Genomic DNA, 23,338 nt, shown 5'->3' with positions numbered 1-23,338 from the left:
ACAGACAGATTGCGGTTATATTAAGGCTATGCCCAAAAAAAGAAAAAAACAGCCGGATGAAATACAAAGAGCCATTGACTTCGGTATCGATATGGAAATGCTGAAAGATAATCTGAAACGTTCTGTCACGGAAAGACTGGAACGCCATCAGGCCGCTCTTAACCTTGTACGTCTATTTCAAAAAGCCAAAAAATTATGAAAGATTTTTTCTCTTTACTAAAGAAACTATCCCGAAATAAAGTCGACTATGTCGTTATCGGCGGTTTCGCCTGCATAGCACACGGTTGTACTTACGTTACGCAGGACATCGATATATGTCTCGATTTCGATGCCGACAATCTCCTGCGTCTTCAAAAGGCTCTTGCGGATTTGCATCCTGTCCACCGGATGACTCCAAAAAAACTTAAACTGCATCTAACAAAGGAAAATTATAAACAATTTAAAAATCTTTATCTTGATACCGATATGGGTCAGCTCGACTGTATCAGTTTTGTCGAAGGAGCAGGCGATTTCCGGCAGGTTAAAAACAAAAGCGTAACAATAGAAATTAACAAAATCAGGGTTTTAGTTTTAAACATCGACGCGATTATCGAATCGAAAAAAACTCTAAACCGTGAAAAAGACATTCCCGCATTGCTGCAGCTCAAGGCTTTAAAGAAATTAAAAAAACAATGAATATGAATAACCTCCCCAAAGGCATAATCTTCGATATGGACGGCGTTCTGATTGACTCGGAACCCTTTATAATAAAAGCCGCTTCGCAAATGTTCGCTGAAAAAGGGTTGAAGGTGCAGCCTCAGGATTTTCATCCTTTCACAGGAATGGGCGAAAATCGCTTCATCGGCGGCGTCGCTGAAAAATACAATTTCCCAATCGACATTGAACGCGGCAAAGAACGCACTTACGATATTTACCTTGAAATAATAAAGGGCAATTTAAAACCGCTGCCCGGCACAGGAGAATTTATCGCACAGTGCAAAAAAATGAACAAAAAAATTGCCGTCGCCTCAAGCGCCGACATACGTAAGGTCAAAGGCAACCTTGCCGAGATAAAAATACCGGCCGAGACTTTTGACGCCGTTATTGCCGGCGGCGATGTGGAACGTAAAAAGCCCGCACCGGATATTTTTCTGCTTGCCGCAGAAAAGATAGGCCTTGACCCGAAAGATTGCCTGGTAATCGAAGACGCCCCCAGCGGAATAAAAGCCGGAAAGGCCGCAGGCTGCAAATGTCTTGCGATTATGTCAAGTTTCACACCTGTCCAGCTTGACGACGCCGACTTTTTCGCGCCGGATTTAGCCCACGTGCCGACAGAAGCGGTAAACTGGTAACATTGAAAAATATTTGACAACAGTTTTCACAGTTGTTAACCTTTAGCAGTAAGGTTAACCTGTGTTAACCTGTTTAATGTTAGTTAACATAGTAAATTGTTTAAAAATAAGGACTTATGAAAAAACACTTAACAATACCTGAATTCGCTGACCTTCTTGGCATAAGCAGAATAGCCGTCTATAAAAAGGTAAAAGCAGGCAAAATCTCTGCCGAAAAAATTGGCAGAAATTACATTATAACCGACAAGACAGCTAATGAAATACTTGGCAAAGAACTTTCGGAAAGCAAAAAGAAACAAATTGACCGTGCTGTCAAAAAAGTCGTAAAACAGTATGGCCCACTGCTTAAAAAACTGGGAAGTGAATAATGCGGCCACTTGATGTGGGAGAGGTTGAGCGTATAGCCTTTAGACTGGCACAGGAACATTTACGTTTTGACGAGCCAATTCCAGACTTCACCACAAGGTTTCCCAATATACTCGAAAGTAGTCTGTTTGCACCTTTTCAAAAGTTTGGCAGAAAACATTTGTATCAGACATTTGCTTTGAAAGCAGCGATGCTATTTTATCTGATGATAAAAAATCATCCTTTTCAGAACGGCAACAAAAGAATTGCTATTACTACCCTGCTCTTTTTTCTTAATAGCAACAATAAGTGGTTCAATGTGGATATTCAGGAATTTTATAATTTTACTATATGGGTTGCAGCAAGTCCGGCAGATTGCAAAGAGCAAGCCGTCTCCGCCATAGAACAGTTTATGACGAAGCACCTCGTCGTCTGTAAATAAAAGAACAAAAAAAGCTCCCCCGTAGAGGAGCTTAAACTGAAATCTTCTCGGCATGTCATAGAGGCATTACATGATAATCATCACCCTCCCGCAAGCCGAGTTTCCTGGTTTACGTGCAGCAGGGCTGAGCGTCAAATCCGCAATAGCCCATCTCTTCACCGAGCTGTTTTATACGCCACCAGACTCTTTCATCTTTAATAACATCCAGCGCGACCGGATAAAGAATATTGTCCTCCTGGAAAATATGTTCACGCAGGATGGGAACAATAGCCGAAGAAAGTGCGTTAATCTGAATCTTAAACTGTACCGGCTCAAAATGTTTGAAGTTATTCATCGCCATTGTCAGATTGCCGACCATATTTTTGATTCGCCAATGCGATTTGGACAGAACAACACAGATAGTCTTGCAGGGATAGTTTTCGAGCACCGGAAAAATCAAATCGTCTTCCCGCTGATTATGAATATCAATCGCCTGCAGATGGCCGGTGATATGTTCGAGCCTGCGGAACTCACTTGACAGTTCCGTCAGGTTATCGGCGTCCTGAAGCATAAGATTGGCCTCTTCAAGGTCGGCGAGAAAACATTCGAACATTTCATGTTCCGCCAGGATTCTTCTGACCGGATGGTCAGGGCCGAGGTTTGCCCGCAACAAGGCGAACTGGTCGCCCAGAATCGAAGCAAAGGCGTAAACAAGGCTGCGAAGCTGGTCGAGCGATATGCCTGCACCGACAAGATACTTATGGGCCCTGCTTATGTCGGTCAGCCTCAGGGTTGAAAGCAATTGGCGGGCCTCCTGTCTGATTTTTGTCGGGTCCTCCCCACTTCGTACACGTTCGAGAATATCGGCGAGTTTTCGTGCCTTTTCCATAGCCGTGCCTCCTTTTAACAATGCCTTGCGCTTATCGTCAAGCCTTGTTCCAGTAAACACGCGTCTGAAACACTTGCTACTGCCTATACGTATTAATTCGTCAAATGATTGTAAAAAAAACAGTAAAAGCGCATAAAATTTTTAAAATCGTGCTAATATACATCAAACCATGTTAAGGCGGGTAAGACAGGCTAAATGTACCAGCAGGTAAATCGCTTACTGAAAGTTTAACACTTAAAAATTTTTGAACTGATATGGTATAAATATTGTGATATTTTTGTCGCGGCATCAGCCGCAAAATATACGGTTGGCTGTTAGATGCAGATTAACAAAGCCCACTGTGTATGCCCATAGAACGTTTTAAAACGTTTAAATAGGACTCTTTTAGTCCCCCTGCCAGAGCCAGTTACAGCCAAGCCATCTAAGGTCTAAAGCGTCAATTTTTGCGTTCCGGTCAAAATCTCCAATCGTCAAATCAGGCTCAGGCAAGGCTGTCAGCCAGTACTCCGCAAGAATCGCAAAGTCCCTGAAATTGACTATTTTATCATTATTTAAATCGGTAATATTAAACCCTTCAAGCCCGATGCCGGCCAGTTTAATCACCGGCTTATCGATACAATAATCGTAACTGCTGTAAGCAATCAAAGGCTTATCGTTTCGGTCGAAAATCAATTCAGGATAAGCCCCTCTTTCGTCAATCTGTACTGTCGTCCATCCGCCGGCAACATTCGCTGCATACATTAGTTTGTCCTGATAGATATAAGCAATCCCGGCAATACCTGTTGAACTGTGTCTCAGAGAGACTTTGAACTGTGGAGTAGTCGGGGCTATTTTTGTTTCGACCCAGCCTATAATATCATTTACATAAACTGCATAGCAAAGCGAAAGAGTTCTTTTTATTGAATAAGCAATTGCCGGCAGACCGTCAGAAGTAAAACTGCAATCGGAATAAAACCCTTCGACAGCGGGCAGGTATTTCCAAAAACCATCTTCATAAATCGCACAAAATGTTTCGGCCTTACTGTAATCGAAACAGGAAATTAATATCCTGCCGCTGCCGTCTGTATCGATGCAGGCATAAGCCGTCTGCATTTGCCCCATGCCCGAAAGCGTCTCTCTTTGCCATTGCTGGCTGTGAATATCAAAGAACGCGTGTTCGACATATCTCGTTGATGGATTGACATAAGCAAGGTGCGGAATATCGTTATCAGTCAGCGATATATCCTGGTAGCCGGCCTCCAACCCGTCGAGCCGCCAGTATGACCAGCCGAACCAACTGCCTTTGACTGCATACCATATTTCGGAACCCTGACAGAAGGTTATGGATGTTTCATTATTCGAATTAACCATTATTTTAGGCCAGAAGGCGGGGTAAATATCCGCAACCCGTTCGACTTGATAGCCGGCAGGTGTTTGCGCCGCGGTATAAAGCGCAGGATCGATATTGCCCAACGTAAAGGCTGCGATTGGATTGTTATTTATATCCACGGCAATTGACGGCGCACTATCGACATCATAAGCTATCGTATTGACTGTCCAGCTATCTTCCGCAAAGCAATCGCCGCATAAAACTATTACACAAAACAGTAAAACGCATAAAATACATTTCATCTTATTCTTCCTTCCTGCTTTTTTATCTGCGCCTGATAAAGGCAAGGCCTAAAGCTAATATTGCCATTGTCGCAGGTTCCGGAATTTCAACAGGGTCATAAGCGATTCTCATCTTCCCGTCCATACCGACGTAAGAAATAACAGGATTGTTTTCATAATCGAACGCCAGTCCGACCATTTTATTTATATCGGCCTGTATAAGTCTTTCCGGAAGCATCCAGCCGCTGCCGTCATTATAAGCGAAACTGAGCATATTCTGGCCTGCGAACTGTGTTACATAAGCGACTCCTATTCCGCCGTTATTGTCTGCCGCGACACAGAAATTTCCGCCTGGTAATCCGCCAGTCAGTGCATCAAGTATTCCCATCGTCCAGGAATCACTTTGCCTGTCGTATATGGAATATTTGAGAAAATTCATATCGCTGTATAAAACATAAGGCACATCATTATTTGTAAGTGCCATATCTATCTGGCCGCTGCCGCCGATTTCAGGAGCGTCTTCAGGAGAATTTAAGACCCATTGATTGCCTGTAAGAACGCCTTTAGTGGCATAACGAAGCATTGAGCCGTCTCTAAATGCGACGTTCACCTGATTGTACGAATCGAAACCCACTGCGAATGCTTCAGACTGAAATCCCGGCCCGCCTGAATATTCCTGAATCGTACTGCCATACCACGCGGAGCCGGACTTCATTGACAACGTAAGCTCGCCGGTTCCTACAGACCTGCTTAAAACCGCAGGCGCAGAATTGTTGTTGAAAGCTATTGAACTTCTATACATTGCCGAACCATTATAAGAGCCGCTGCTCCATCCGGTTTTGCCGAGCATTACAACCTGTCCGGCATTATCCGCAAAAGCAACAGTACCATCGGGTGCAGTTGCACCGTCAAGATATTGACCTGCAAAATTAAATGTCGTCGGCATCCAGACTCCCGGCAGCATAGCGGCCGCACCGTCCGCCGGACCGGCATAACCGACTACCGGCCAGGTATTATCACTCCGCATCCCTATCGCCGTATTGCCGGCGGGTATAAACGGCGAACCCTGCGGAGGGGTAATTTCATTATAAAACCACACTCTGCCCGCGAAAGAATTGCCGCAAATTATTAGGATACAAAGAGTTGCTAAAATAATTGTCTTTTTCATTTCTTTCCTCCTTTTGAAAAACTTTCACAGATTCCATACAATTCAAGTCCTATAATAATAAGAAAATCAGGTAAAAAGTCAAGAAAAAAAGACGTACTCTGTTGACAAACCGTAATCCTCACAGGTAAAATCTCGTGGAGGCTTATGAGAAACAATGAATGTCAGAGCATATTATTATGAATATCTTGCAATCAGACAAGATAGCGAAATTTCAAATTATGCAACTGAATCATTGGATTTATTCTCCTCCTGAATTGCCTATGCTTGCCCTGGGGATTTCTATTAAGTGCGAGAAAAAATAATATATATAAAAATTTGATATTAATAGGAAAATGGCAGGGCAGGGTAGGGCAGGAACCGGCGGAAAAATCTCAAATCGCCCCGCCGGCAGCACCGTCAAAAAACGCCCATACAAGACCAATGATTGAGCCGAGCGGAGTTACGGTATAACCGCGATAGAGCCTGCCGATAAATGTGGCCTCGCTCGAAGCGCCGTCAAAGACTATAAGCCACCATGTCAGGAAGAACAGCCCAAACCCCCACCATAAACCGAACGTCAGCGCGAATGCTTTTACATTAAGTTTCATTTTCTGTCTCCTTACAGAATTTCATTGCGTACGGATATGACCTGAAAAACAGGCTATAATCAGCTCTTATAATAAATATTCCGCGATGTCAACCGGAATTTCTTATTTTCTCCTTCGCAGAGCAAGCAGGCCGACAGACAACAGGGTCATCGTGGCCGGCTCAGGAATTTCAACAATAACATCCTGCAGCGAACAACTGCTCAGCGAAACAAGCTGCGCCATCGGGCCGGTATAATTGCACGGTAAAATCAGACTGTTCAGCCAGCCCTGCGCGATGGAAACCGCCGCGGACGGATTTGTTCCGGATGCGTTTGCCCTGAGAGAGCCGTTCGACAAATTCAGCGAACTGATGCTGCCGTTGAAATCATAAGTAATTTCATACACGGCGAAACTGAACGCAAGAGCCTGCTGGTTTTCAACTGTGTTTGCGGGCTGACCGCTCACGAAGCCGTTGTAATAGATATAGGTATCGCTCTGCCATGAGCTGTCATAATGCTGCGCCCATAGCTGACTAATTAAATCAGCCTTATTACTGTTCATAGCATCCTGCAGCATAGCGACATTAAACCTCTCGTAAGAAAAGCTGCTGTAAGAGCCGTGGTCATAGCAATACGTCCAGATGTGGTCGCCGATAAGATTTGCAAGCTCACCGATTGGATTGCGTGTGTTCATGACCATTACGCCGTTGGCGCCGTTGTAGGCGTGGCCGTTCAGACTTACGCTCTGCTGGCCGCCGGCATCGACCGCGTAATAAGCCATCTCGATTGTGTTAATGCAGGCAAAGGCCGATACGCAGACTATCGCCAAAAAACAATAGACAAAAATACAGACTTTCATCTTCTTCTCTCCAAATATCTCTTTCAATCTTCTTCTTTCCTGAAACCTGTACCATCTGCCACAAAGCAGTGATATATATAATGTGATTATACTTTCAGGCTATGAAAATTTTCGCTTTGGCGACTGGAAATGGATTGTTTTTTCGAGAAAATGGATGTGCCGTATTTAAGGATTTGTTTTACCGGACTGAGGACAAAAAACGCTGATTTTTTTTTGAAATTTATGCGGACGTTAAACATCCCCCGGTAACGCTGGGGGCCTTTGAGGAGAAACTAAACTCAAAGCACGAAATCCTAAATCCGAAACAAATTCAAAACTCGAATTTCCAAATGCTCAAAACAAAAAAGCCGCGGGTTTCGGACATTTGAATTTTGGTAATTCGGATTTGTTTAGGATTTCGATATTCGAATTTAGAATTTTTGATCCTCGGCAGTTTTTTTGTCTGAGTTTTCCGGATTACAGATGGGTTTTAAGAACCCCCGCTGTGTGCATCGCCAGAATCATCAGGTAGTCCAAATCGCTGAGGCTGTAATGTTCGTGCACCATAGCGTTGTCAACGTAGATTACGCCGAAACAGCCGCTCGGCCGCTTAATACTTGATATCATCGCTGAGCGTATTCTGTCTGTTGTTTCGAGTTTTGCCGCGACCTGCGGAAGAACCAGCGATTGGCCCTTTTCAAATGAATCCGTAATTTTAGGAGCCAGTCTCAGTTCGCTTAGCTGTACCGGCTTGCCGTCTCTTCTTTTGCCGGCCTGATAAGTTATCGGGCCGCTGTTGGAACTTCTTACGCCGCACCAGACATGAAAAGCTGTGAACTGCTGCAACGAAAGTTTCAGCAAAGCAATTACCAGTTCATCAAGATTTTTTGCGTCGCCGAGCGCCTCGACAGCCTGAGCGAAATCGGTCAATCTCCTTGCCGCCAGTCTCATTGCCGGTGCGTGCGACGCGTCAGGCCTTCTTACAATGACCTCATCGCGAGGCGTCGATAGCGATGCCGCTTCCAATGCGACCGTATCGTCGCTGCCGGAGGTGTGCTCCGGTTCTTTTTTAGCATTATCTCCAAGGTCAATCTCTACGGTAAAATCAGATATTTTCACAATGTCGCCGGTTTTGATTTCAGCCTTGTGGATTGCCTCGCCATTCAGATATGTTTTGTTGGCCGAATCCAAATCTTCGACCTGCCATTTGTCCTCTTTAAGATAAATCACCGCGTGTTCGCGCGACACTGCCGCGTCGGGCAGAAATACCTGGATGCCGGTTTTACGGCCAAGATAGACTGGAGTTTTGTCAAACTTAAGGTCGTTTATCGTTTGGTCGCTGCGCTTGACAATCAGATGTATCCCGTTAGAGACAGGTTGTTTATTGCTGCCGTCAGGTTTGTTAGAGAACTCGTCTCTAACGGGATGTATCGTATTTTCCATATCTCCGTCCCGATTGATTGGTCTGAAGCCTGCATTTTATCTGCTGCATAAAAAATACCATAATTACACCTGCAATGCAAACCCTTATGTAAAAGCCCTCTCCTAAACCCATTCTTGTTAGATATTTATAGAACTTTAAAAAAAATTAACAAATTACGCCAAAATTTGCTTGCTTTTTTAGCATTTTTTGTTAAAATACGCACATATTTGATGTTTATCTAACTTTAAAAAGGCTTATAAAACAGGATTTTACGATTTTTTATGACGGCACATCGAACCATAACGGCAATACAAAAGATGGACAGAAATGAGCTTTTGGGGCTCTTTGAGAAACTGCTGTCGAGAGTAGAGATGCTGCCTGCCGAGCAGAAGGCGTTCGTAATGATTTTTCTGAACGGACAAAAATACAGAACGCTCGCCAAAGCCGCAGGCGTCAATGATGCGACCATCGCGAGAAGACTGAGAAAAATAGCCGTCAGAATCAGCAGCGATAATTTTCTGACCGCCCTTGTGCAGGATAGTCCCGTCCTTAGAGAAAAATTCATCAGCGGAAAAACCATAACACAAATCTCACGCGAAACGGGATTAAGCTATTACAAAGTGAAGAAAATAATAAGAACAAATTCGGAGCTTTCATTATGATTACATTATCAGCCAACAAAAAATTCGACTGGAACCTGCCTCTGACAGACAAAGCCGCTGACGTAATACGGGCGTTCGGCATAACGGTACAAAGACTGAAAAACAACGCCGTTACTCATCAATGCGAAATAAAATTATCGCCCGGCCAGATTGCCTACATCACCGGCCCGTCAGGAAGCGGTAAAAGTGTTCTGCTGCGGGAATTCTATAATACATTCAGCGGCGACGATAAAATCAACATCGACGATATCCCCCTGCCTGATGATAAGACCTGCGTTGATTGTTTCAGCGGCAGTTTCCTTGAGACGCTAAGAACTTTAAGCTGCGCAGGTCTCACAGATGTGTTCTGCGTTCTCAATTCTCCCGCGACACTGAGCGAAGGCCAGAAGTACCGCTACCGCATCGCCAAAGCCATCGCAGGCGATAAACAATATATCTTTGCCGATGAGTTCTGCTCAAACCTCGACAGGGTAACGGCGGCAGTTATCTCTTATAACCTGCGTAAATTCGCGGCAAAGACAGGTAAGACCTTCATTCTCGCAAGCTCACACGACGATTTGCTTAGCGATTTACTGCCCCAGGTTATCGTTATCAAGCATCTGGCAGGCGAAGCAGAAATTATTTATAAAAATATTTAATCGCAGATTACACAGACTACATTGATTATTTTTTATTTTCTGCAAAATCAGCGATTTAAAAAAAGGATATATTTGTATGAATTGCACGATAAAAAAATATCTGAAAATAGTTCCGGGAACTATCGCAGACTACAAAGGTCTTAGCAGGTTTCATTATCGCAGTTGTAAAACAGGAGCGGTATCGGCAGTTTACAAAATCATCGATACGCATCCGATGCGAGGCCGGATTGAACCGGTCATCGGCATAATCATTTATTCGATGCCTGCCTGCAGCGTTCAGCTTCGCAACATCGCAACAAAGGGACTGTTTACAAAATTAGGCTCAGCAACCGCGAATATGCAGATTGTAAACAATAATATCCGAACAATCGCAAGAGTTGTAATTGAGCCGCGATACAGGGCTTTGGGACTTGCGTATGAGCTTGTGCAAAAGACGATGCCGCTTTTGAATATGCCTTACATTGAGTCTCTTGCCGTGATGGGAAAGGTCAATCCTTTTTTTGAAAAGGCCGGGATGGTGAAATTCCAGGCCGCGGTATCTCCGCGATGCGTAAAACTGCGACAGGCTCTCAGCGCCGTCGGCGTCGAGGAATCCGACCTTGTCGATATCGAAAGAACTCAGTACCTATTGCGGAGCCTTGACACGAAAGCAAAGCGTTTTATTGAAAAGCAGATTACAGATTTTCTCACAGCCTACGGCAGAAGGGCAAAGACTCTGCCCGACAGCCTTCAGAGAACGGAATTTTTCATCAGCAGATTGTCAGCAAGACCTGTCTATTATCTTTGGCGAAATGCCGATTGTGATTTGAAAATATAAAAAAAGCCACAAAGACACAAAGGCACGGAGAAAAAAATATATATTAAAAACTTTGTGTCTTGGTGCCTTAGCGGCAATTAATTAAACGTTTTTTTACAAGTTCATAGTGAAAAGAGGCTGATAAAAAAAGGCCGGCTTTAAGGCCGGCCTGTCAGTTTCCTTATTTTTTACGAATTATCGCTTAACTGCTTTCATAAAAAGGAGTTAACTAAACAAAGTTTGCAGATACTTAAATATCAGCAAATTTGTTTATTGATACTGAAATGCCATTTTAATATCAACAAACTGTTTTGTTGATATTATAGTATTTTCAAAAAACCTTCTTACCTTCAGCTGTATTCATAAGCTCGGCAAAAACATATAAGGCTGGTCGACGGCCACTTGCTTGAGTTAATACCTTAATAATGCCCCCAGTGTGTAAATCAGACAGTATCTTTCTCGCTGAGGGAGAAGAAATTTTCCCAGAATTTACAAAATTGGTTGATTTAAATATAGGATGTTTGAAAATAAAATCTAACGCATACATCGTATATTGCGAATGAGTAAGATTTTGTATCTCGATTTTCTTTCTTTCGTATAGTGATAAAATATCAGAAGCTTTTTGCTGATTTGCTGTTGCCTGAACCTCAACTGCTTTAAGAAAGAAGGTGCACCAGCCGGTCCAATCGTCATCTCGTGAAACTGCAAGAAGCCGGTCATAATACTCATCGCGATTTGCTTCAAAATATGCACTGATATAAAACATCGGACTTTTAATCAGGCCTGATACATTTATAAATAATGGAACGAACATTCTGCCCATTCTGCCATTACCGTCAAGAAAAGGATGTATCGCTTCAAATTCTGCGTGAAGAATAGCAAGATGAACCAATTTGTCTGCAACGGTCTTATCATGAATATATTTGTCCCAATCGCCCATACCTTCCTGCAGCTTATCCAAAGAAATTGGGACAAAACGCGCCTGTTCAACTGAACATCCAGGTTTGCCAATATAATTTTGAATCCTGCGATACTGACCCGGCGTTTTGTCTGCGCCTCTAACATCGTGCATAAGGCTTTTATGTGCTTCGCAAATCAGCCGCTGGCATAGAGGCAAATCTTTAAGCAAATTTATAGAACGCCTGATAGCCATTCTGTAGTTCAACACTTCTTTAAAATCTTTTTTTCTGCTATCTGGAATATCCGCACTTTTACCTTGAGCCTGATATTCCAAAACCTCTCCCATAGTGGCCTGTGTACCCTCAATTTTGGAAGAAAGAACGGCTTCCTGCATTGTCATAGGTGATAAGAGAATAGTGGCATTTGGAATAACAGAAAGAGTTGCGTCATAACGGGCTAATGCTGCGTTGGCAGGTCCTATCAATGGAACAAGTTTTGACCAGTCAATCTTCTTAGGCGGAAATTTGCCATAATGATATTTTACGGGTTTAGCCATATTATCTTCTCACAACACCTAATGGAATAACCTCCATTCAGCTATGCCATAAATCTACCCCTTAACAAAACATAAGTCAATTTTTTTCCATAAGGAGAAATATCTATGCAAACAACAATCATCAGAATACCGCTTGATAAACTACTGCCGCATCCTGAAAACCCAAACAAAATGAGCAGGCAGAATTTTGAAAAGCTAAAACGTCATATCAAACAATCGCACAACTACGAGCCTTTGATAATCAGAAAACATCCTGAAATTGAAAATCATTTTCAAATCATCAACGGCCATCATCGCGCCCAGGCCCTGCGTCAAATCGGCGAAACATTTGCCGATTGCGTTCAGTGGGATATCGATGATGACCAGGCAAGAATTCTGCTTGCCACGCTCAACAGGCTCGGCGGCAAAGACGAACTGGCCGCAAAGGCCGCTCTTTACAAAAACCTTTCTGAAAAGTTCAGCGTCAAGGATTTAAGCAAACTTCTGCCCGACAATAAACAGGCGATAGAAAGATTAAAGGATATTACCAAACCGCCGGCAGACTTTGCTGATAGCTTAAATGCGTTTTTAAATACTCTGGTTTTCTTCCTCAATGACGAGCAGATTGAAACTGTCGAAACCGCATTAGAAAAAGCAATGCCTGCCGAAGGCACAAAATCAGAAAAAATGGCGAACGCGATAACAATAATATCAAAATCATATATTAAGGGAGTGATAAACGATGAACGCTTACAGAATAACTGACTGGGACAAAAATTATGAGGTTACGAAAGACGGCAAACCAGCCACCCAAAGAAGCAAAAACATCCGCAAAACGTCCCTGTGCTATGTCAGGCTGACGGTGCAGGGACATAATCCGTCGATGAGCTATCGTGAAATGCTGCAAAAAGCCGCCGGCAAAGGAATGATGGTCTTCGGCGTGTTCTGTAAACTGCTCGAACTTGCCGCCAATCAGCCAAGAAACTATCGCGGCTGGCTGCTCGATACCAAAGGCGTTCCATTGACCGCTGAAAGAATAGCTTTTGCACTGTGCTGCGATGCGGGCGACATCGACTTTGCCCTGCAAGTCCTTACGGATAAAGATATTGGCTGGATACTTGAAAAGGATTTTCATACAGAGCAAACTAAAAGCGACAGCGACGATAAAAAAGATTGCCCTGTTATAATAACGAAACATAACGAAACCGAAGAGAACATAACAGAACAGAACGAAACGAAACAACAGAGCCGCGACCGTGAGAGAGCGGTAACTGAAAAAACAGACGCCGATAAGCTCCTTGAAAAAGTTTCAAGGCAGATTAGCGGCAGAGCGATTCCCCAGATCGGCAATCTCGATTCTTCGTTTAAAAATATTTTAAAACCTACTTCCTCGGATTCGTCCGTCTTCGCCAAGGCTTCGACGGATTTAGCTTCGGCAGATTCGCACAATGATGAGTATCGCCGATTGTTTCGCAAATGGATAACCGGCATAAACGATATATTTCCGCAGAGCAAATTCGGCAAAAGCAACAGGACAACGTTTGACAATATGTTTAACTGGCTCCGCGACAATAACCGGAGTTTCGATGAAAAGCTGCTCGACAAGGCATTGTCGCTTGCAAAAGAGGTGCGGGCAAAGCCCGGCATCGACAACCCGCTGGCGTATTTCATCAGCAGATTCAAAAAAGACTTCGGCGATTTTACAAAAATACTGCCATAGATAAAAACTTGAATTTTCAGGACAGGTTTGATATTCTATCGCAAATCAGACTCAGCGGCGAAGCTGGGATGAAATGTAAATGTTATCAGTTTTTTTACACGGAGATATATCAGGATGCTTGACCTTGTGCCAATCTCACTAACCGGTTTCAGTAAACTAATGGAAGAACTGCATCATCTCGAGAAAGAAGCGGCTGAAACGAGAAAAAGGGTCAGCCTGGCTCGTGAACAGGGCGATTTAAGGGAAAACGGCGAGTACACTTACGGCCGACAGCAGCTTGGCTTTCTCGAAGGGCGTCTCGGTGAACTGAGAACGAAAATAAATCAGTCGGACAAAATTGACTGCACGAAAATTCAATGCGACCGTGCCGTGTTTGGCACCGTAGTAACTTTGCTGAATCTGAATACTCAGGAGAAAGTGACCTATCAACTGCTTGGCCCTAACGATGCCGATATCGACACAGGAAGCATTTCAATTCACTCGCCGGTAGGCGACGCTATTCACGGCCTTGCGCCGGGAGACAAGGGAATAATAAAAAAACCCAGCGGCGAATTTCATTTCGAGGTGATTGATATCGCCAGGCCGCAAATCGCGTAGAACAGGTTTCCGCCTGATTTAAGGCTGATTTCGGCTATTTCACAAAGGCAAAGCCATCTATTTTGCTTGACTTTATATCTAAAGAAGATATAATTATTCAGTATACGTAACGGACGACGGAGAATTATCGGCAGTCCACTGAGGAATGCCCTGCGGCAGGAAGAAGAATCTCATTTTTTTTAACTTCAAGAGAAGGTTATGCATACGCTAAGGTATGGCTTACGCCAGAAGACAGTGTTATTTCCCGCGATTCTTACGGTTCTTGCAATCGTCAGCTTTTACGCTTTTGCGTCGTCAGAGCCGGCAAGACCAAAATTAACGGGCATTGATATCATCGGTCCTGATTGCGTACCTGAAGACACACAAAATGTTTATTGCGTCGTAGCTGTCTATGACGATGGTTCAAAGGTAGAGGTTACCGCGGACTCAAATGTCGAGGTCGTTTCAGATGAATGTAAAGTTATAAACCTCGGTGGAATTGTCGAAACGTTTAAACTGGCCCAGCCGGGAAAACATTTCACCATTTACGCAAATTATCACGACCTTGAAGTGAAAAAATCAGTTACTATCTATTCTCATTCGCAGAAAACCAGATAGTCAGCATTTAGTATTCAATTCTTCAAAATTTAAACCATATTTTTTAAGGAGAGATGTTATGTCAATAACAAAGAGACAATTGATTATATTGGACGAATTATTCGAGACTGGCGGCGATGAATCAGCCGTCCTGAAAAGGCACAACATTTCCAGAAAACTCTGGGCCAAATGGCTTGCCGAGGAGGATTTTGCCGATGAGATTGCCGCCCGGATGGATGCGCTGAAGCGCCAGAGCGGGATGCTTATTTCAAAGTACGCTCCATTCGCCGCGGCAAAACTGATTGAGCTTTGCGGCAGTGAGAATCAGGAGACCGCACGCAAGGCCGCTCTGGACATTATCAACCTGCACCGCAGCCAAACGCAGGATACGCCTGACAACGAGCCGCCTGCTCTGCCAAAGTTGCCGAGCATATCGCCTGAAACAGCGTCAAAACTGCTGTCTGTCCTTGCGGAGAATGAATAAAAAAAGCCGCGAGGATAAACCTCACGGCTTTTGGATTTGCGTTCGGAAATTGTCAATCCATAACTACCCGCCAGAGATTATCGCCCGCCCAGTAAACTTCGCCATCGATGCAGCTCGTATCCGCAGGGTCTGTGCAGACCAGCCATCTTTCTGCGAACATCGCGAAATCAACAAAGTCAACTTTGCAGTCGTGGTTCATATCGGCAAGTGAATAGCCTTTGTCGCCGCACTCAATCAGCATAGTCTCGCCGAAAAGGTCTGAATAATATTCTTCGATTTCCGTTTCATCGTCGTAATGATAAAAATCGGAGCCCCATACGGCTTTATCGCCGCCGACAACAGCCGCGTTTAATGTCCAGTTGGGGTCGTTGCTGTCCTTGAGAATTGAAACGGCTGCCATGCCGTTGCTGAACAGAATCGCGCCCATCAGGTTAATAGAGGGAAGCGATCCTTCGCTTTGCGTTTCAACAGAACTTTCCGTATTTTGCGGCACGCTTCTGTCGTCCTGCACCCAGACCGCAAAAGGTTCATCGGTCCTTACAGCCACTTCTTTGCCGGTAATCTCGGACAGTATTGTATATGACCAGTTTGCGCTGTCGGTGTCCCGATAGTTATGTATGCCGAAGACTCCGTAGGTTCCCAGATAAGAGCCGTAGGCGACCAGCCAGTCGCCGGATGCGTCGAGATTGCTTATTATTGTCTCCTGGCCCGTATCATAGTTCCTCGGCAGATAGTTTCTGGTAACAACGGGATTATTAAGGTCGGCGATATTGACTGTTTCAAGATAATACAGCCAGACATAATTTACATCGTCATAATCCTGGCCGCAGTAGCTTAACAAATCTCCGTCAAGAGCAATGTTGCCGTTGATATAGTCGTTGTCGGTAAACTGTTTGACAATGTACCGGGTATTGTTGACATCGGCTGCTTTAAACGCGTAAATGGTACAGTAGTAATCCTGGTCGCAATAAGCGGCAACGCCGTCGTCTATATCGATACTCGTAATGGAATAGCCGATTATGTTCACATCCTTAGTGACAGGGTTGTTAATGTCGTTGATGTCGGCAACACGGAGCATCTGCCGTTCGGTGTTCCAGTCTATAACGTTATAGATGATTGTTCTGCCGTCGGTTCTAATCATATACGCGTTCTGAGCATTAACGTCGATGAGGTATTCGGTATGATTGGAATCGTTCATATAAGTCGCGTAAACCCGCGGCACCCAGTTGACATCGTCTCTGCCGTCTATCCATACGACAAGCTGGTCTTTGGCATCGAACTCGTCATAGTACGTATAGGGATATGCACATGGGTCGGCTGTAAGCTCGACTCCGCTGCCGGCAAGTTTCAGCCCGAAGGCCGGTGCCGTGAGAAATGAAACCGCTAAAAATAAAAAGATGATTTTGTGAAATGACTGGCTCATAATTAGCCTCCTTAAAAAGAAATGCCTGTTTAAACCTTCTTCAAACGGACGGCAATTATACCGCCGGAAATTTCCGATTTCAAGGATATAACCTATTCTGCCAATAAAGCTATTTTTATGCAATAATCCGCCTGTTGGAAGCGTCTTTAGGGAGTATGGAAAACTGCTGACTAATAGGTAAAATATATCCGGATTTTGTGTTACTTTGCCATAACACCGGCCACTATGGAAATAGCCGCAAAGGCATAAAGACACGAAATACGTATGAAATAATACTACTATTTTCTTAGTGCCTTGGTGTCTTAGCGGCTAAGTAAAGGGTTAAAAGGATATGAGAGATAGAAAGTCTGGTTTCATCCCGTTAGAGACGGGGCGCCTCTGGCGGCCGTCAGGTATCAATGACACCTTGTCTCTAACGGGATTCACGCTTGTTGAGATATTGGTGGTTTTATCGATAATTGCCATGCTGACCGGCATTCTTATGCCCGCACTCCAGAGCGCCCGCAGGACTGCCTATAAAACCGCCTGCAAACAAAACCTTCACGGCTGCATGGTTGGCTTCCGTATGTACCTCGACGAAAACGCCAACATTATGCCGACAATCACAAATATGCCTAATTCAGTTTCAGGTCTTGCCGATGTCTTTCCTGTAACCAAAGTACTTGGCAAATATCTGTCAGGTCCTGAAGCCTTAAAATGTCCCGCCGACCCGCAGGCAAAATTCTTCAGAGAGCAGGGTTCAAGTTACGAATACAATACATATCCTCCGCCTTTTCCGGCGGGACCCTTTAATAACCAGAACAGGAAAATCGAGGGAAAGGGCATAACTATGACTCGTCATGGCGAAGATGTTACGGTACCCTGGGCAGAGATTTTTATTTTGAGAGATTATGAAGATTTTCACGGCAAAGCCGGCAAAGCCGGTTCAAGAATGTATTTTTATGCGGACAATCTCGTTGCCGATAGAGAAAGGAACAAATAATGTCAAAGTTAGTGGGTAAACTCAGAAGGCCGGAGCTGAACAAAAAGAAAATCGCGATTATTATCGCTATTGTAGCTTTCGTTTGCCTTTCAGCTTCAGGCGGATTGTATTATATGCTCAAAGATAAAGCCCCTGCCGATGATGGGTTTGGCCCGCCAAGAATGAGAGAATGGCACGATGCAAATATGCCCAATCCCCAAAAGCAGACTGTCAAAGAAATTATGGATTACAGAAGCAGCGACCGATACAAACAGTTATCGCAGCGAGAGCAGATGATGTATTCGATGATGAGCGGCAGACAGGTAATGGAGTACCAGATGGAGACTTATTTCACGCTGCCGAAGGAAGAAAAAACCGCCTATCTCGATAAAATGATAGACGATATGCAGGATATGCGAAAAAACTTTGAGCAGATGCGTTCGCAGATGCCAAGACGGCCGCGAGACGCCAACGACCCGAATGTTCAGAGACGAAGGGACCGTGCCCAGCAGGCAGGTCAGACCGGCGGAAGAAGAGCTCCTGATCCTTCAAGAATGCGGGCAAGAAGCGAAAGAGGCACAGCTCTGCAACGAGCACAGCGTCAGCAGTTTATGGCGGATATGCAGGCAAGAATGCAGCAGCGCGGAATAAGTATGCCCGGCCCCGGTGGACGCGGCGGTCCAGGGGGAAGATAACCGGCTTGACGAATTATAGAATCAGCGTTACACTCGGCTGAATGAATCCCGTTAGACATCTTTGGAAATAATAAGTTATAGAAATCTTAAGAAAGAGCAGGCCTTATATACACAGACAAAACAGGAAAGTTTTTAGAGGTCTAACGGGATGAAAAACCTTATTATGATTTTTGTTCTGCCGGGAGTTCTTTTGACCCTTTCCTGTAAAGATGCATCTGATAATTCTTTGTCGAAGACTGTAAAGACCGAACTCGACAGGTACCCCGGCCAAAGGCTCGTCGATGTTTACAAAACTTTCTTTCAGGGCTTTTTCGGCCCGGCTCATCTAATCTCTGACGCAAACGATGCGATGCAATACACAAAACAGGAACTGGCCGAAGCTGATAATTTTGAAGACTATGATTATTGCCCCCTGCCGCCGGACGGTAAATTTGTGCGAGTGAATTTAAAACTTGTCAAATCCGGCAAAGTATCGCTCGACGATTTCACAAACGCTTTTGTCAAAAGCGCAAAGCCGGTCGGCAAATCCGATATTGAGAAGTGGAAAAAAGTCTGGCCGAAAATTTTCGCTGAAATTGAAAGACAAAAACCTGATATGCCTAACTTTCAGCAGGACAGGGATTTTATTGAAAGCCTGCTCGCGAAAAATGAATATGTCGTCCATCACAGCGACGAATTTATCGCAAAGTATCATCCGCACTACCGCGTTATATCCGCCGAACAGACGCAAAAACTAAAAAATAAGCAATCAGAATAAAAATAATTGCCGGACATCTCCCCTCTTTTTTCTTGACTTTTACCTATAAAGTCCCATAAAATGCTCGTTTATTTATCCTGACAGACAACTTGTAATTTTGTACGGAGGATTGGAGTGAAAGATAAGAGGAAGCTGCTGAGCTATGGAGTGGCCCTGATTTGCTGGATTCTTTCTGCCGGCATCCTTTTTATTCTCGCTGCAAACAGCAAGTTAAACATTCTCCGCAAACAATTCGAAAACTGTAATTTCCAGGTGACATTGCCGACGAATCGGCTGGACTCCTTCAGTTATACCCGTTTTGACTCCGAAAAGAATTACCGCCCGACTTACGCAATCGCTTTTGAAAATCTGCGTTTGGAAAATAACAGTTTCGGCCCTTTTAAAACCGCTATGTATAAAAAAGCGATGATACGTGATTTGGAGCTTCGGTTTTATCGTTACACCCCTGCCGCCAAAGGCGAATCCGTCAATATCGGCGAGCATCTGGAAAACCAACCGCCCAGCGTTTCTTTAGCTTCTGACATTTCGTCGATTGACATAAAAGAATTAATCGGAGAAGCGGCGGATATATTAACAAATCCTTCGAACAGGTATAGTATCGGCAATATTAATTTTGCCAACGTCTCTGAAGTTTACGCGAATAATTTCGACTGCGGATTTTACCATGAAAACGATTTATCCCTTTCCATACGCTGCAGAAGAGCCGCGGTCTCATATAAAAATTATAATATGGAATTGCGAGGCCATGTAATAATAAAAACCGAAGACGGCACCACTCTTGAAAGCAATTTCGTCGAATGGGACATACGTAATAATGTTTTCAGGGTCAACAATATGTACGTCCTGAATCATAATGGAAACGTTAAAACAGGAACAAACGCCTGTTTCGATTTTGGATTGAATAAAGTTTTATCTCATCAGGCCGTAAATGGCACAAAGGAGAAACATAAATGTATCGCAAAATTGTAATGTGTTTGACAGTCTGCGTCAGTTTTACAGTGTTAAGTTATTCCGCAACAGCACCCGGACCGAATGATTATATAATCCCCGGCCGGATACTGCTGTTCGACGGAACACTGGACGGCGTTCGGGGAGCTTATCAAACATTTGACAATGGAATCAATGACGGTTCCTGCACCCAGTGCCAGACAGACAGGGAATTAAGATTCTTTCACGCCCTGTCAGGAACCGTAATGCTTCTGGTTCGGGAAGACGGCAATTCCGTCAATAGTATATTTGAACTGATGCAAAAATTCGGAATCCCTGTTTCAGGTCAGTACTGGGCACCGTATTTCGAGTCTGACAAACCTGAAGTTAATGGAGTCCGTAACCAGCACAACACCTACCAGATTCCCGATGACGCTCCGGACATTAACAGTATGAAAAATATAATCGACGCATCGTTCATACCGGAGATTGAGGAAATTATTTCTGAGCTGGACTCAATAAGCGATTCGCCCTCGGACAGATTCAGGATATATATATCGGCCGACGAATTAAGGATTTTCTATCCGTCCGATTACGAATTTGAAGAGCCTTTAGGGCCTGTGGAAGTCGATTACGCCGAAGTGCTTTTATTAAAAAGATTTTTAACCGCTCTGAAAACCCAGTTGGAGTTCAGGGCCGCTTACGATATTTACACCAGCCCCGGCGACAAATTATTTGAAAAAGTTTACGGCGGCAGCTTTAACATAAATGAAGACATCCTCCTGACCCATCCGGAAATGCTGAAAGTTCTGCCGACACTGAACGATTCCAATGACGGAAAAGCCGTTCTCGCCCAAATCAGACAGGACTGGATTGACTTCGTAAATTATTATATCGATATGGTCGAATACATCCGCGCAGAAGAAGACCCACAGGAAGATGACTTTTTCTATATAGACCCTAACGATGAGTACCTTGCCGATGAAATTGAAAACAAATTAATCATCCTGCGGGATTCTCTTATCAATGATACCCTTGCGACATTTCCATGGGAAACGACCAAAACTTACGATGTATATGATGTCAATTCGAGATACATAGGCCAACTGACATTGGTATATGATATTACCGGCATAAACGGAGAAAGCGGCAGCCTGATAATTACGGACGGCAATCTTGCGCCTTCGCCGTGGGATGTTGACTGGTGCGGCAGAACTCAAACAAGGCTGATTGAAATTGATTTGGAATATTATTCGCAGTACCAGTGGGGACAGGGAAATTTTAACGGCGACTTGAGCGAAGACGGCAATACGATAACAAACGCCACTTTCGAATATTGGGGCAGCAGCAGCGGAACTATCTATAATCTTTCCGGGCAGGCCGTTGATATTGAAGTTCAGGATGTCAATATTGATTTGAATCCGATTTTCGGCTCTACCGCCCGCTATCCGAATCCTGTCAATCCGAGAGACCTCTTTCCTGAATTCGACCAGTGGAACGGCTCTCTGCCCGGAACCGTCGGTCACGGTTTAGGCGACGACCCGACTCTCGGAGGAATCCTGCCGCAAACAACTCAATTCGACTGGCAGACAGAATTTGACCTGCAGCCCGGAGGATTGATTTACCTAAGTTACCTCGGTTCCACGCCAATTGCAATTGACGGCAATACAACTGATTGGAATGGAAACCAGTTAATCTTCAACGATATAAGCGGCGATACCGAAGAGGGTTCAAATGAAGTCAGCGGTGTTGACATTAAAAATCTTTATATGGCTTACGACAAGAATTATCTCTACGGTGCAGTTGAAACTTATGACGCCCTCAGAAACGATAGCGAGAACACATATAACATCTCTTTAAGCTATTCGCCGGGAGACTCTCTATACAAGCTCATGATTTCTATATACGTATATGACAACTTTGCCTATGGTTCTTTATATTATATGGATACCGATGAATGGGGCTGGACAGGCTGGCAATATATCACTGACTTTACTGTCGCTGCAGGTCAAAATGCAGTCGAATTTAAAATCCCGTTTAACGATATTCCCGATTATCTGCCGGGAAGATTTATTACCATCGAAAGCGAAGGCTGGGACCAGGACTGGAACTGGGACGGCGACGATAATGATACACACTTAAGAATAGGCGAAGTGGGGCCAATAAGCGGCACCGTAAGCTACGACGGTTTCAAAGGCGACCCCATTTTCGTACAGGCCTACACCGACCCCGAGGACCGGGAAGAAAGTGCCGTAGCCACTACAATGATTACAGAACCCGGCCCGTATACGCTTGAAGGAATCGGCATTGGCTGGCAGGGCTATGTCAGGGCTTTTACTCCTTTCTTCGGATTTGAAAATCCTTTCGAAGTAAGTGCGTTTCAAATTCAGACGGCAACTCCCGTCTTTATGATCTTTGACGACTTGAGTAATATCGACATCTCTCTGAATTATCCGATTGAGCTGAAAAACGGCATATCGTTACAGGGCCAAATCGATTCGGAAACCAGAGAAGTTGACTGGTACTATTTCGACGCCGTTGCAGGAGGAACATATACAATAAATCTAATGCCGCCGATTGTCGCGCCCTATATCTGTATCGCTTTGTACGACAGAAACGCACGATGGGAATTAATCGGACTTGATTACTGGGAAACGCAGCAGATTATCTGGACCTGTCCTGAAAGCGGCAGATATTATATCGAAGCGGAAGACGATTATTATCAGCCTGTCGGCGGAACTTACCAGATACAAATGACTACTGATGTAACTTGTCCGCAGGCCGATATAGCCTGTGCCAAATGGGTCGGCGTTGGGGATTGTCAGGTCGATCTTTACGACCTTGCAGTTTTGGTTTCGCATTGGCTCGATAGTTGCTCATATCCTTACTGGTGCGACAAGGCGGACTTCGACCAAAGCGGCTCGGCGAACTTCCTTGATTTTAATACTCTTGCCGATGAATGGATGTCTATGGAATTACGAGATTGATGTAATCATACATAATATGATTGCCCATAACCTTTTCTACGCACGATGGTTATAGTTCGCCTAATCGACAATATTAAATTATTGCCGTACCAACGTCATTCTGATAATAT

General features: G+C 44.2%; 26 protein-coding genes. 18 read left to right on the top strand and 8 right to left on the bottom strand.

The features are described 5' to 3' along the window. The first annotated feature begins 28 nt into the window (after nucleotides 1-28). The 5 genes from WC496_01180 (at nucleotide 29) to WC496_01160 (ending at nucleotide 2,118) form a co-directional block, all read left to right on the top strand. Nucleotides 29-199 carry a hypothetical protein gene (locus tag WC496_01180; GenBank protein ID MFA5291626.1) on the top strand — a complete coding sequence of 57 codons (171 nt, stop codon included), beginning with the start codon at nucleotides 29-31 and terminating at the stop codon, nucleotides 197-199. Continuing rightward, nucleotides 196-675, top strand: coding sequence for a nucleotidyltransferase (locus WC496_01175; protein MFA5291625.1), 480 nt, complete (start codon nucleotides 196-198; stop codon nucleotides 673-675). The genes WC496_01180 and WC496_01175 overlap by 4 nt, the downstream gene beginning before the upstream one ends. Next, a complete protein-coding gene (locus WC496_01170) occupies nucleotides 672-1,331 on the top strand; it encodes an HAD-IA family hydrolase (GenBank protein MFA5291624.1) in 660 nt (219 codons plus the stop codon). Before WC496_01175 ends, WC496_01170 begins: the two co-directional genes overlap by 4 nt. A gap of 116 nt (nucleotides 1,332-1,447) precedes the next feature. Further along, entirely contained in the window at nucleotides 1,448-1,699 is a 252-nt protein-coding gene (locus WC496_01165) for an excisionase family DNA-binding protein (GenBank protein MFA5291623.1), read from the top strand. Next, on the top strand, nucleotides 1,699-2,118 hold the full coding sequence (locus WC496_01160) for a type II toxin-antitoxin system death-on-curing family toxin (GenBank protein MFA5291622.1): 420 nt from the start codon (nucleotides 1,699-1,701) through the stop codon (nucleotides 2,116-2,118). Before WC496_01165 ends, WC496_01160 begins: the two co-directional genes overlap by 1 nt. Nucleotides 2,119-2,227: 109 nt before the next feature. Here WC496_01160 and WC496_01155 read toward each other — a convergent pair whose 3' ends face one another. From WC496_01155 to WC496_01130, 6 genes are all read right to left on the bottom strand, one after another. Then, nucleotides 2,228-2,986 (bottom strand): hemerythrin domain-containing protein, encoded by a 759-nt coding sequence (locus tag WC496_01155; protein ID MFA5291621.1) that lies wholly within the window; start codon nucleotides 2,984-2,986, stop codon nucleotides 2,228-2,230. Between the two features lie 384 nt (nucleotides 2,987-3,370). After that, a complete protein-coding gene (locus tag WC496_01150) occupies nucleotides 3,371-4,597 on the bottom strand; it encodes a dockerin type I domain-containing protein (protein ID MFA5291620.1) in 1,227 nt (408 codons plus the stop codon). Nucleotides 4,598-4,619: 22 nt separating this feature from the next. Continuing rightward, nucleotides 4,620-5,744: a PEP-CTERM sorting domain-containing protein gene (locus tag WC496_01145; GenBank protein MFA5291619.1), complete on the bottom strand. Its 1,125-nt coding sequence runs from the start codon at nucleotides 5,742-5,744 to the stop codon at nucleotides 4,620-4,622. A gap of 371 nt (nucleotides 5,745-6,115) precedes the next feature. Next, nucleotides 6,116-6,331 (bottom strand): hypothetical protein, encoded by a 216-nt coding sequence (locus WC496_01140; protein ID MFA5291618.1) that lies wholly within the window; start codon nucleotides 6,329-6,331, stop codon nucleotides 6,116-6,118. A 102-nt stretch (nucleotides 6,332-6,433) separates the two neighbouring features. Beyond that, nucleotides 6,434-7,168: a PEP-CTERM sorting domain-containing protein gene (locus WC496_01135; protein ID MFA5291617.1), complete on the bottom strand. Its 735-nt coding sequence runs from the start codon at nucleotides 7,166-7,168 to the stop codon at nucleotides 6,434-6,436. Between the two features lie 456 nt (nucleotides 7,169-7,624). Then, entirely contained in the window at nucleotides 7,625-8,590 is a 966-nt protein-coding gene (locus WC496_01130) for an FHA domain-containing protein (GenBank protein MFA5291616.1), read from the bottom strand. Between the two features lie 261 nt (nucleotides 8,591-8,851). Between WC496_01130 and WC496_01125 the strand changes: the two genes are divergently transcribed. The 3 genes from WC496_01125 to WC496_01115 all read left to right on the top strand — a co-directional run bounded on the left by WC496_01125 (nucleotide 8,852) and on the right by WC496_01115 (nucleotide 10,687). Next, nucleotides 8,852-9,232 (top strand): hypothetical protein, encoded by a 381-nt coding sequence (locus tag WC496_01125; GenBank protein ID MFA5291615.1) that lies wholly within the window; start codon nucleotides 8,852-8,854, stop codon nucleotides 9,230-9,232. Further along, on the top strand, nucleotides 9,229-9,870 hold the full coding sequence (locus WC496_01120) for an ATP-binding cassette domain-containing protein (protein MFA5291614.1): 642 nt from the start codon (nucleotides 9,229-9,231) through the stop codon (nucleotides 9,868-9,870). The genes WC496_01125 and WC496_01120 overlap by 4 nt, the downstream gene beginning before the upstream one ends. A 76-nt stretch (nucleotides 9,871-9,946) precedes the next feature. Next, nucleotides 9,947-10,687 (top strand): hypothetical protein, encoded by a 741-nt coding sequence (locus tag WC496_01115; GenBank protein ID MFA5291613.1) that lies wholly within the window; start codon nucleotides 9,947-9,949, stop codon nucleotides 10,685-10,687. Between the two features lie 310 nt (nucleotides 10,688-10,997). Here the strand turns inward: WC496_01115 and WC496_01110 are convergent, their stop codons facing one another. Next, on the bottom strand, nucleotides 10,998-12,122 hold the full coding sequence (locus WC496_01110; protein MFA5291612.1) for a Fic/DOC family N-terminal domain-containing protein: 1,125 nt from the start codon (nucleotides 12,120-12,122) through the stop codon (nucleotides 10,998-11,000). Between the two features lie 105 nt (nucleotides 12,123-12,227). Here WC496_01110 and WC496_01105 point away from each other — a divergent pair, with 105 nt between their 5' ends. From WC496_01105 to WC496_01085, 5 genes are all read left to right on the top strand, one after another. Then, entirely contained in the window at nucleotides 12,228-12,866 is a 639-nt protein-coding gene (locus WC496_01105) for a ParB/RepB/Spo0J family partition protein (protein ID MFA5291611.1), read from the top strand. Then, complete coding sequence (locus WC496_01100) at nucleotides 12,844-13,821, top strand: hypothetical protein (protein ID MFA5291610.1); 978 nt, start codon at nucleotides 12,844-12,846, stop codon at nucleotides 13,819-13,821. Before WC496_01105 ends, WC496_01100 begins: the two co-directional genes overlap by 23 nt. A gap of 114 nt (nucleotides 13,822-13,935) precedes the next feature. Beyond that, nucleotides 13,936-14,418: a transcription elongation factor GreA gene (gene greA, locus WC496_01095; GenBank protein ID MFA5291609.1), complete on the top strand. Its 483-nt coding sequence runs from the start codon at nucleotides 13,936-13,938 to the stop codon at nucleotides 14,416-14,418. Between the two features lie 198 nt (nucleotides 14,419-14,616). Then, nucleotides 14,617-15,015: a hypothetical protein gene (locus WC496_01090; GenBank protein ID MFA5291608.1), complete on the top strand. Its 399-nt coding sequence runs from the start codon at nucleotides 14,617-14,619 to the stop codon at nucleotides 15,013-15,015. A 58-nt stretch (nucleotides 15,016-15,073) separates the two neighbouring features. Further along, nucleotides 15,074-15,478, top strand: a complete 405-nt coding sequence (locus WC496_01085) for a hypothetical protein (protein ID MFA5291607.1) — start codon at nucleotides 15,074-15,076, stop codon at nucleotides 15,476-15,478. A 52-nt stretch (nucleotides 15,479-15,530) separates the two neighbouring features. Here the strand turns inward: WC496_01085 and WC496_01080 are convergent, their stop codons facing one another. Further along, entirely contained in the window at nucleotides 15,531-16,901 is a 1,371-nt protein-coding gene (locus tag WC496_01080; GenBank protein MFA5291606.1) for a hypothetical protein, read from the bottom strand. Nucleotides 16,902-17,232: 331 nt separating this feature from the next. Here WC496_01080 and WC496_01075 point away from each other — a divergent pair, with 331 nt between their 5' ends. The 5 genes from WC496_01075 to WC496_01055 all read left to right on the top strand — a co-directional run bounded on the left by WC496_01075 (nucleotide 17,233) and on the right by WC496_01055 (nucleotide 23,228). Further along, a complete protein-coding gene (locus WC496_01075; GenBank protein MFA5291605.1) occupies nucleotides 17,233-17,883 on the top strand; it encodes a type II secretion system protein in 651 nt (216 codons plus the stop codon). Continuing rightward, on the top strand, nucleotides 17,883-18,557 hold the full coding sequence (locus tag WC496_01070) for a hypothetical protein (protein ID MFA5291604.1): 675 nt from the start codon (nucleotides 17,883-17,885) through the stop codon (nucleotides 18,555-18,557). The genes WC496_01075 and WC496_01070 overlap by 1 nt, the downstream gene beginning before the upstream one ends. A gap of 148 nt (nucleotides 18,558-18,705) precedes the next feature. After that, nucleotides 18,706-19,314 (top strand): hypothetical protein, encoded by a 609-nt coding sequence (locus WC496_01065; GenBank protein ID MFA5291603.1) that lies wholly within the window; start codon nucleotides 18,706-18,708, stop codon nucleotides 19,312-19,314. A 114-nt stretch (nucleotides 19,315-19,428) separates the two neighbouring features. Beyond that, on the top strand, nucleotides 19,429-20,283 hold the full coding sequence (locus WC496_01060; protein ID MFA5291602.1) for a hypothetical protein: 855 nt from the start codon (nucleotides 19,429-19,431) through the stop codon (nucleotides 20,281-20,283). Further along, entirely contained in the window at nucleotides 20,265-23,228 is a 2,964-nt protein-coding gene (locus tag WC496_01055) for a hypothetical protein (GenBank protein MFA5291601.1), read from the top strand. The genes WC496_01060 and WC496_01055 overlap by 19 nt, the downstream gene beginning before the upstream one ends. Nucleotides 23,229-23,338: the final 110 nt, after the last annotated feature.

It is taken from the genome of Phycisphaerae bacterium, assembly GCA_041652575.1.
GTDB lineage: Bacteria > Planctomycetota > Phycisphaerae > Sedimentisphaerales > UBA12454 > UBA12454.
Note: the sequence above shows the minus strand (reverse complement) of the source record. Positions and strands in the feature narration are given on the sequence as shown.

What these genes read in the sequence shown, in the direction of transcription:
- WC496_01180 (MFA5291626.1), top strand. Translation starts at nt 29, where the DNA reads ATGCCCAAAAAAAGAAAAAAACAGCCGGATGAAATACAAAGAGCCATT.
- WC496_01175 (MFA5291625.1), top strand. Translation starts at nt 196, where the DNA reads ATGAAAGATTTTTTCTCTTTACTAAAGAAACTATCCCGAAATAAAGTC.
- WC496_01170 (MFA5291624.1), top strand. Translation starts at nt 672, where the DNA reads ATGAATATGAATAACCTCCCCAAAGGCATAATCTTCGATATGGACGGC.
- WC496_01165 (MFA5291623.1), top strand. Translation starts at nt 1,448, where the DNA reads ATGAAAAAACACTTAACAATACCTGAATTCGCTGACCTTCTTGGCATA.
- WC496_01160 (MFA5291622.1), top strand. Translation starts at nt 1,699, where the DNA reads ATGCGGCCACTTGATGTGGGAGAGGTTGAGCGTATAGCCTTTAGACTG.
- WC496_01155 (MFA5291621.1), bottom strand. Translation starts at nt 2,986, where the DNA reads ATGGAAAAGGCACGAAAACTCGCCGATATTCTCGAACGTGTACGAAGT.
- WC496_01150 (MFA5291620.1), bottom strand. Translation starts at nt 4,597, where the DNA reads ATGAAATGTATTTTATGCGTTTTACTGTTTTGTGTAATAGTTTTATGC.
- WC496_01145 (MFA5291619.1), bottom strand. Translation starts at nt 5,744, where the DNA reads ATGAAAAAGACAATTATTTTAGCAACTCTTTGTATCCTAATAATTTGC.
- WC496_01140 (MFA5291618.1), bottom strand. Translation starts at nt 6,331, where the DNA reads ATGAAACTTAATGTAAAAGCATTCGCGCTGACGTTCGGTTTATGGTGG.
- WC496_01135 (MFA5291617.1), bottom strand. Translation starts at nt 7,168, where the DNA reads ATGAAAGTCTGTATTTTTGTCTATTGTTTTTTGGCGATAGTCTGCGTA.
- WC496_01130 (MFA5291616.1), bottom strand. Translation starts at nt 8,590, where the DNA reads ATGGAAAATACGATACATCCCGTTAGAGACGAGTTCTCTAACAAACCT.
- WC496_01125 (MFA5291615.1), top strand. Translation starts at nt 8,852, where the DNA reads ATGACGGCACATCGAACCATAACGGCAATACAAAAGATGGACAGAAAT.
- WC496_01120 (MFA5291614.1), top strand. Translation starts at nt 9,229, where the DNA reads ATGATTACATTATCAGCCAACAAAAAATTCGACTGGAACCTGCCTCTG.
- WC496_01115 (MFA5291613.1), top strand. Translation starts at nt 9,947, where the DNA reads ATGAATTGCACGATAAAAAAATATCTGAAAATAGTTCCGGGAACTATC.
- WC496_01110 (MFA5291612.1), bottom strand. Translation starts at nt 12,122, where the DNA reads ATGGCTAAACCCGTAAAATATCATTATGGCAAATTTCCGCCTAAGAAG.
- WC496_01105 (MFA5291611.1), top strand. Translation starts at nt 12,228, where the DNA reads ATGCAAACAACAATCATCAGAATACCGCTTGATAAACTACTGCCGCAT.
- WC496_01100 (MFA5291610.1), top strand. Translation starts at nt 12,844, where the DNA reads ATGAACGCTTACAGAATAACTGACTGGGACAAAAATTATGAGGTTACG.
- greA (MFA5291609.1), top strand. Translation starts at nt 13,936, where the DNA reads ATGCTTGACCTTGTGCCAATCTCACTAACCGGTTTCAGTAAACTAATG.
- WC496_01090 (MFA5291608.1), top strand. Translation starts at nt 14,617, where the DNA reads ATGCATACGCTAAGGTATGGCTTACGCCAGAAGACAGTGTTATTTCCC.
- WC496_01085 (MFA5291607.1), top strand. Translation starts at nt 15,074, where the DNA reads ATGTCAATAACAAAGAGACAATTGATTATATTGGACGAATTATTCGAG.
- WC496_01080 (MFA5291606.1), bottom strand. Translation starts at nt 16,901, where the DNA reads ATGAGCCAGTCATTTCACAAAATCATCTTTTTATTTTTAGCGGTTTCA.
- WC496_01075 (MFA5291605.1), top strand. Translation starts at nt 17,233, where the DNA reads ATGAGAGATAGAAAGTCTGGTTTCATCCCGTTAGAGACGGGGCGCCTC.
- WC496_01070 (MFA5291604.1), top strand. Translation starts at nt 17,883, where the DNA reads ATGTCAAAGTTAGTGGGTAAACTCAGAAGGCCGGAGCTGAACAAAAAG.
- WC496_01065 (MFA5291603.1), top strand. Translation starts at nt 18,706, where the DNA reads ATGAAAAACCTTATTATGATTTTTGTTCTGCCGGGAGTTCTTTTGACC.
- WC496_01055 (MFA5291601.1), top strand. Translation starts at nt 20,265, where the DNA reads ATGTATCGCAAAATTGTAATGTGTTTGACAGTCTGCGTCAGTTTTACA.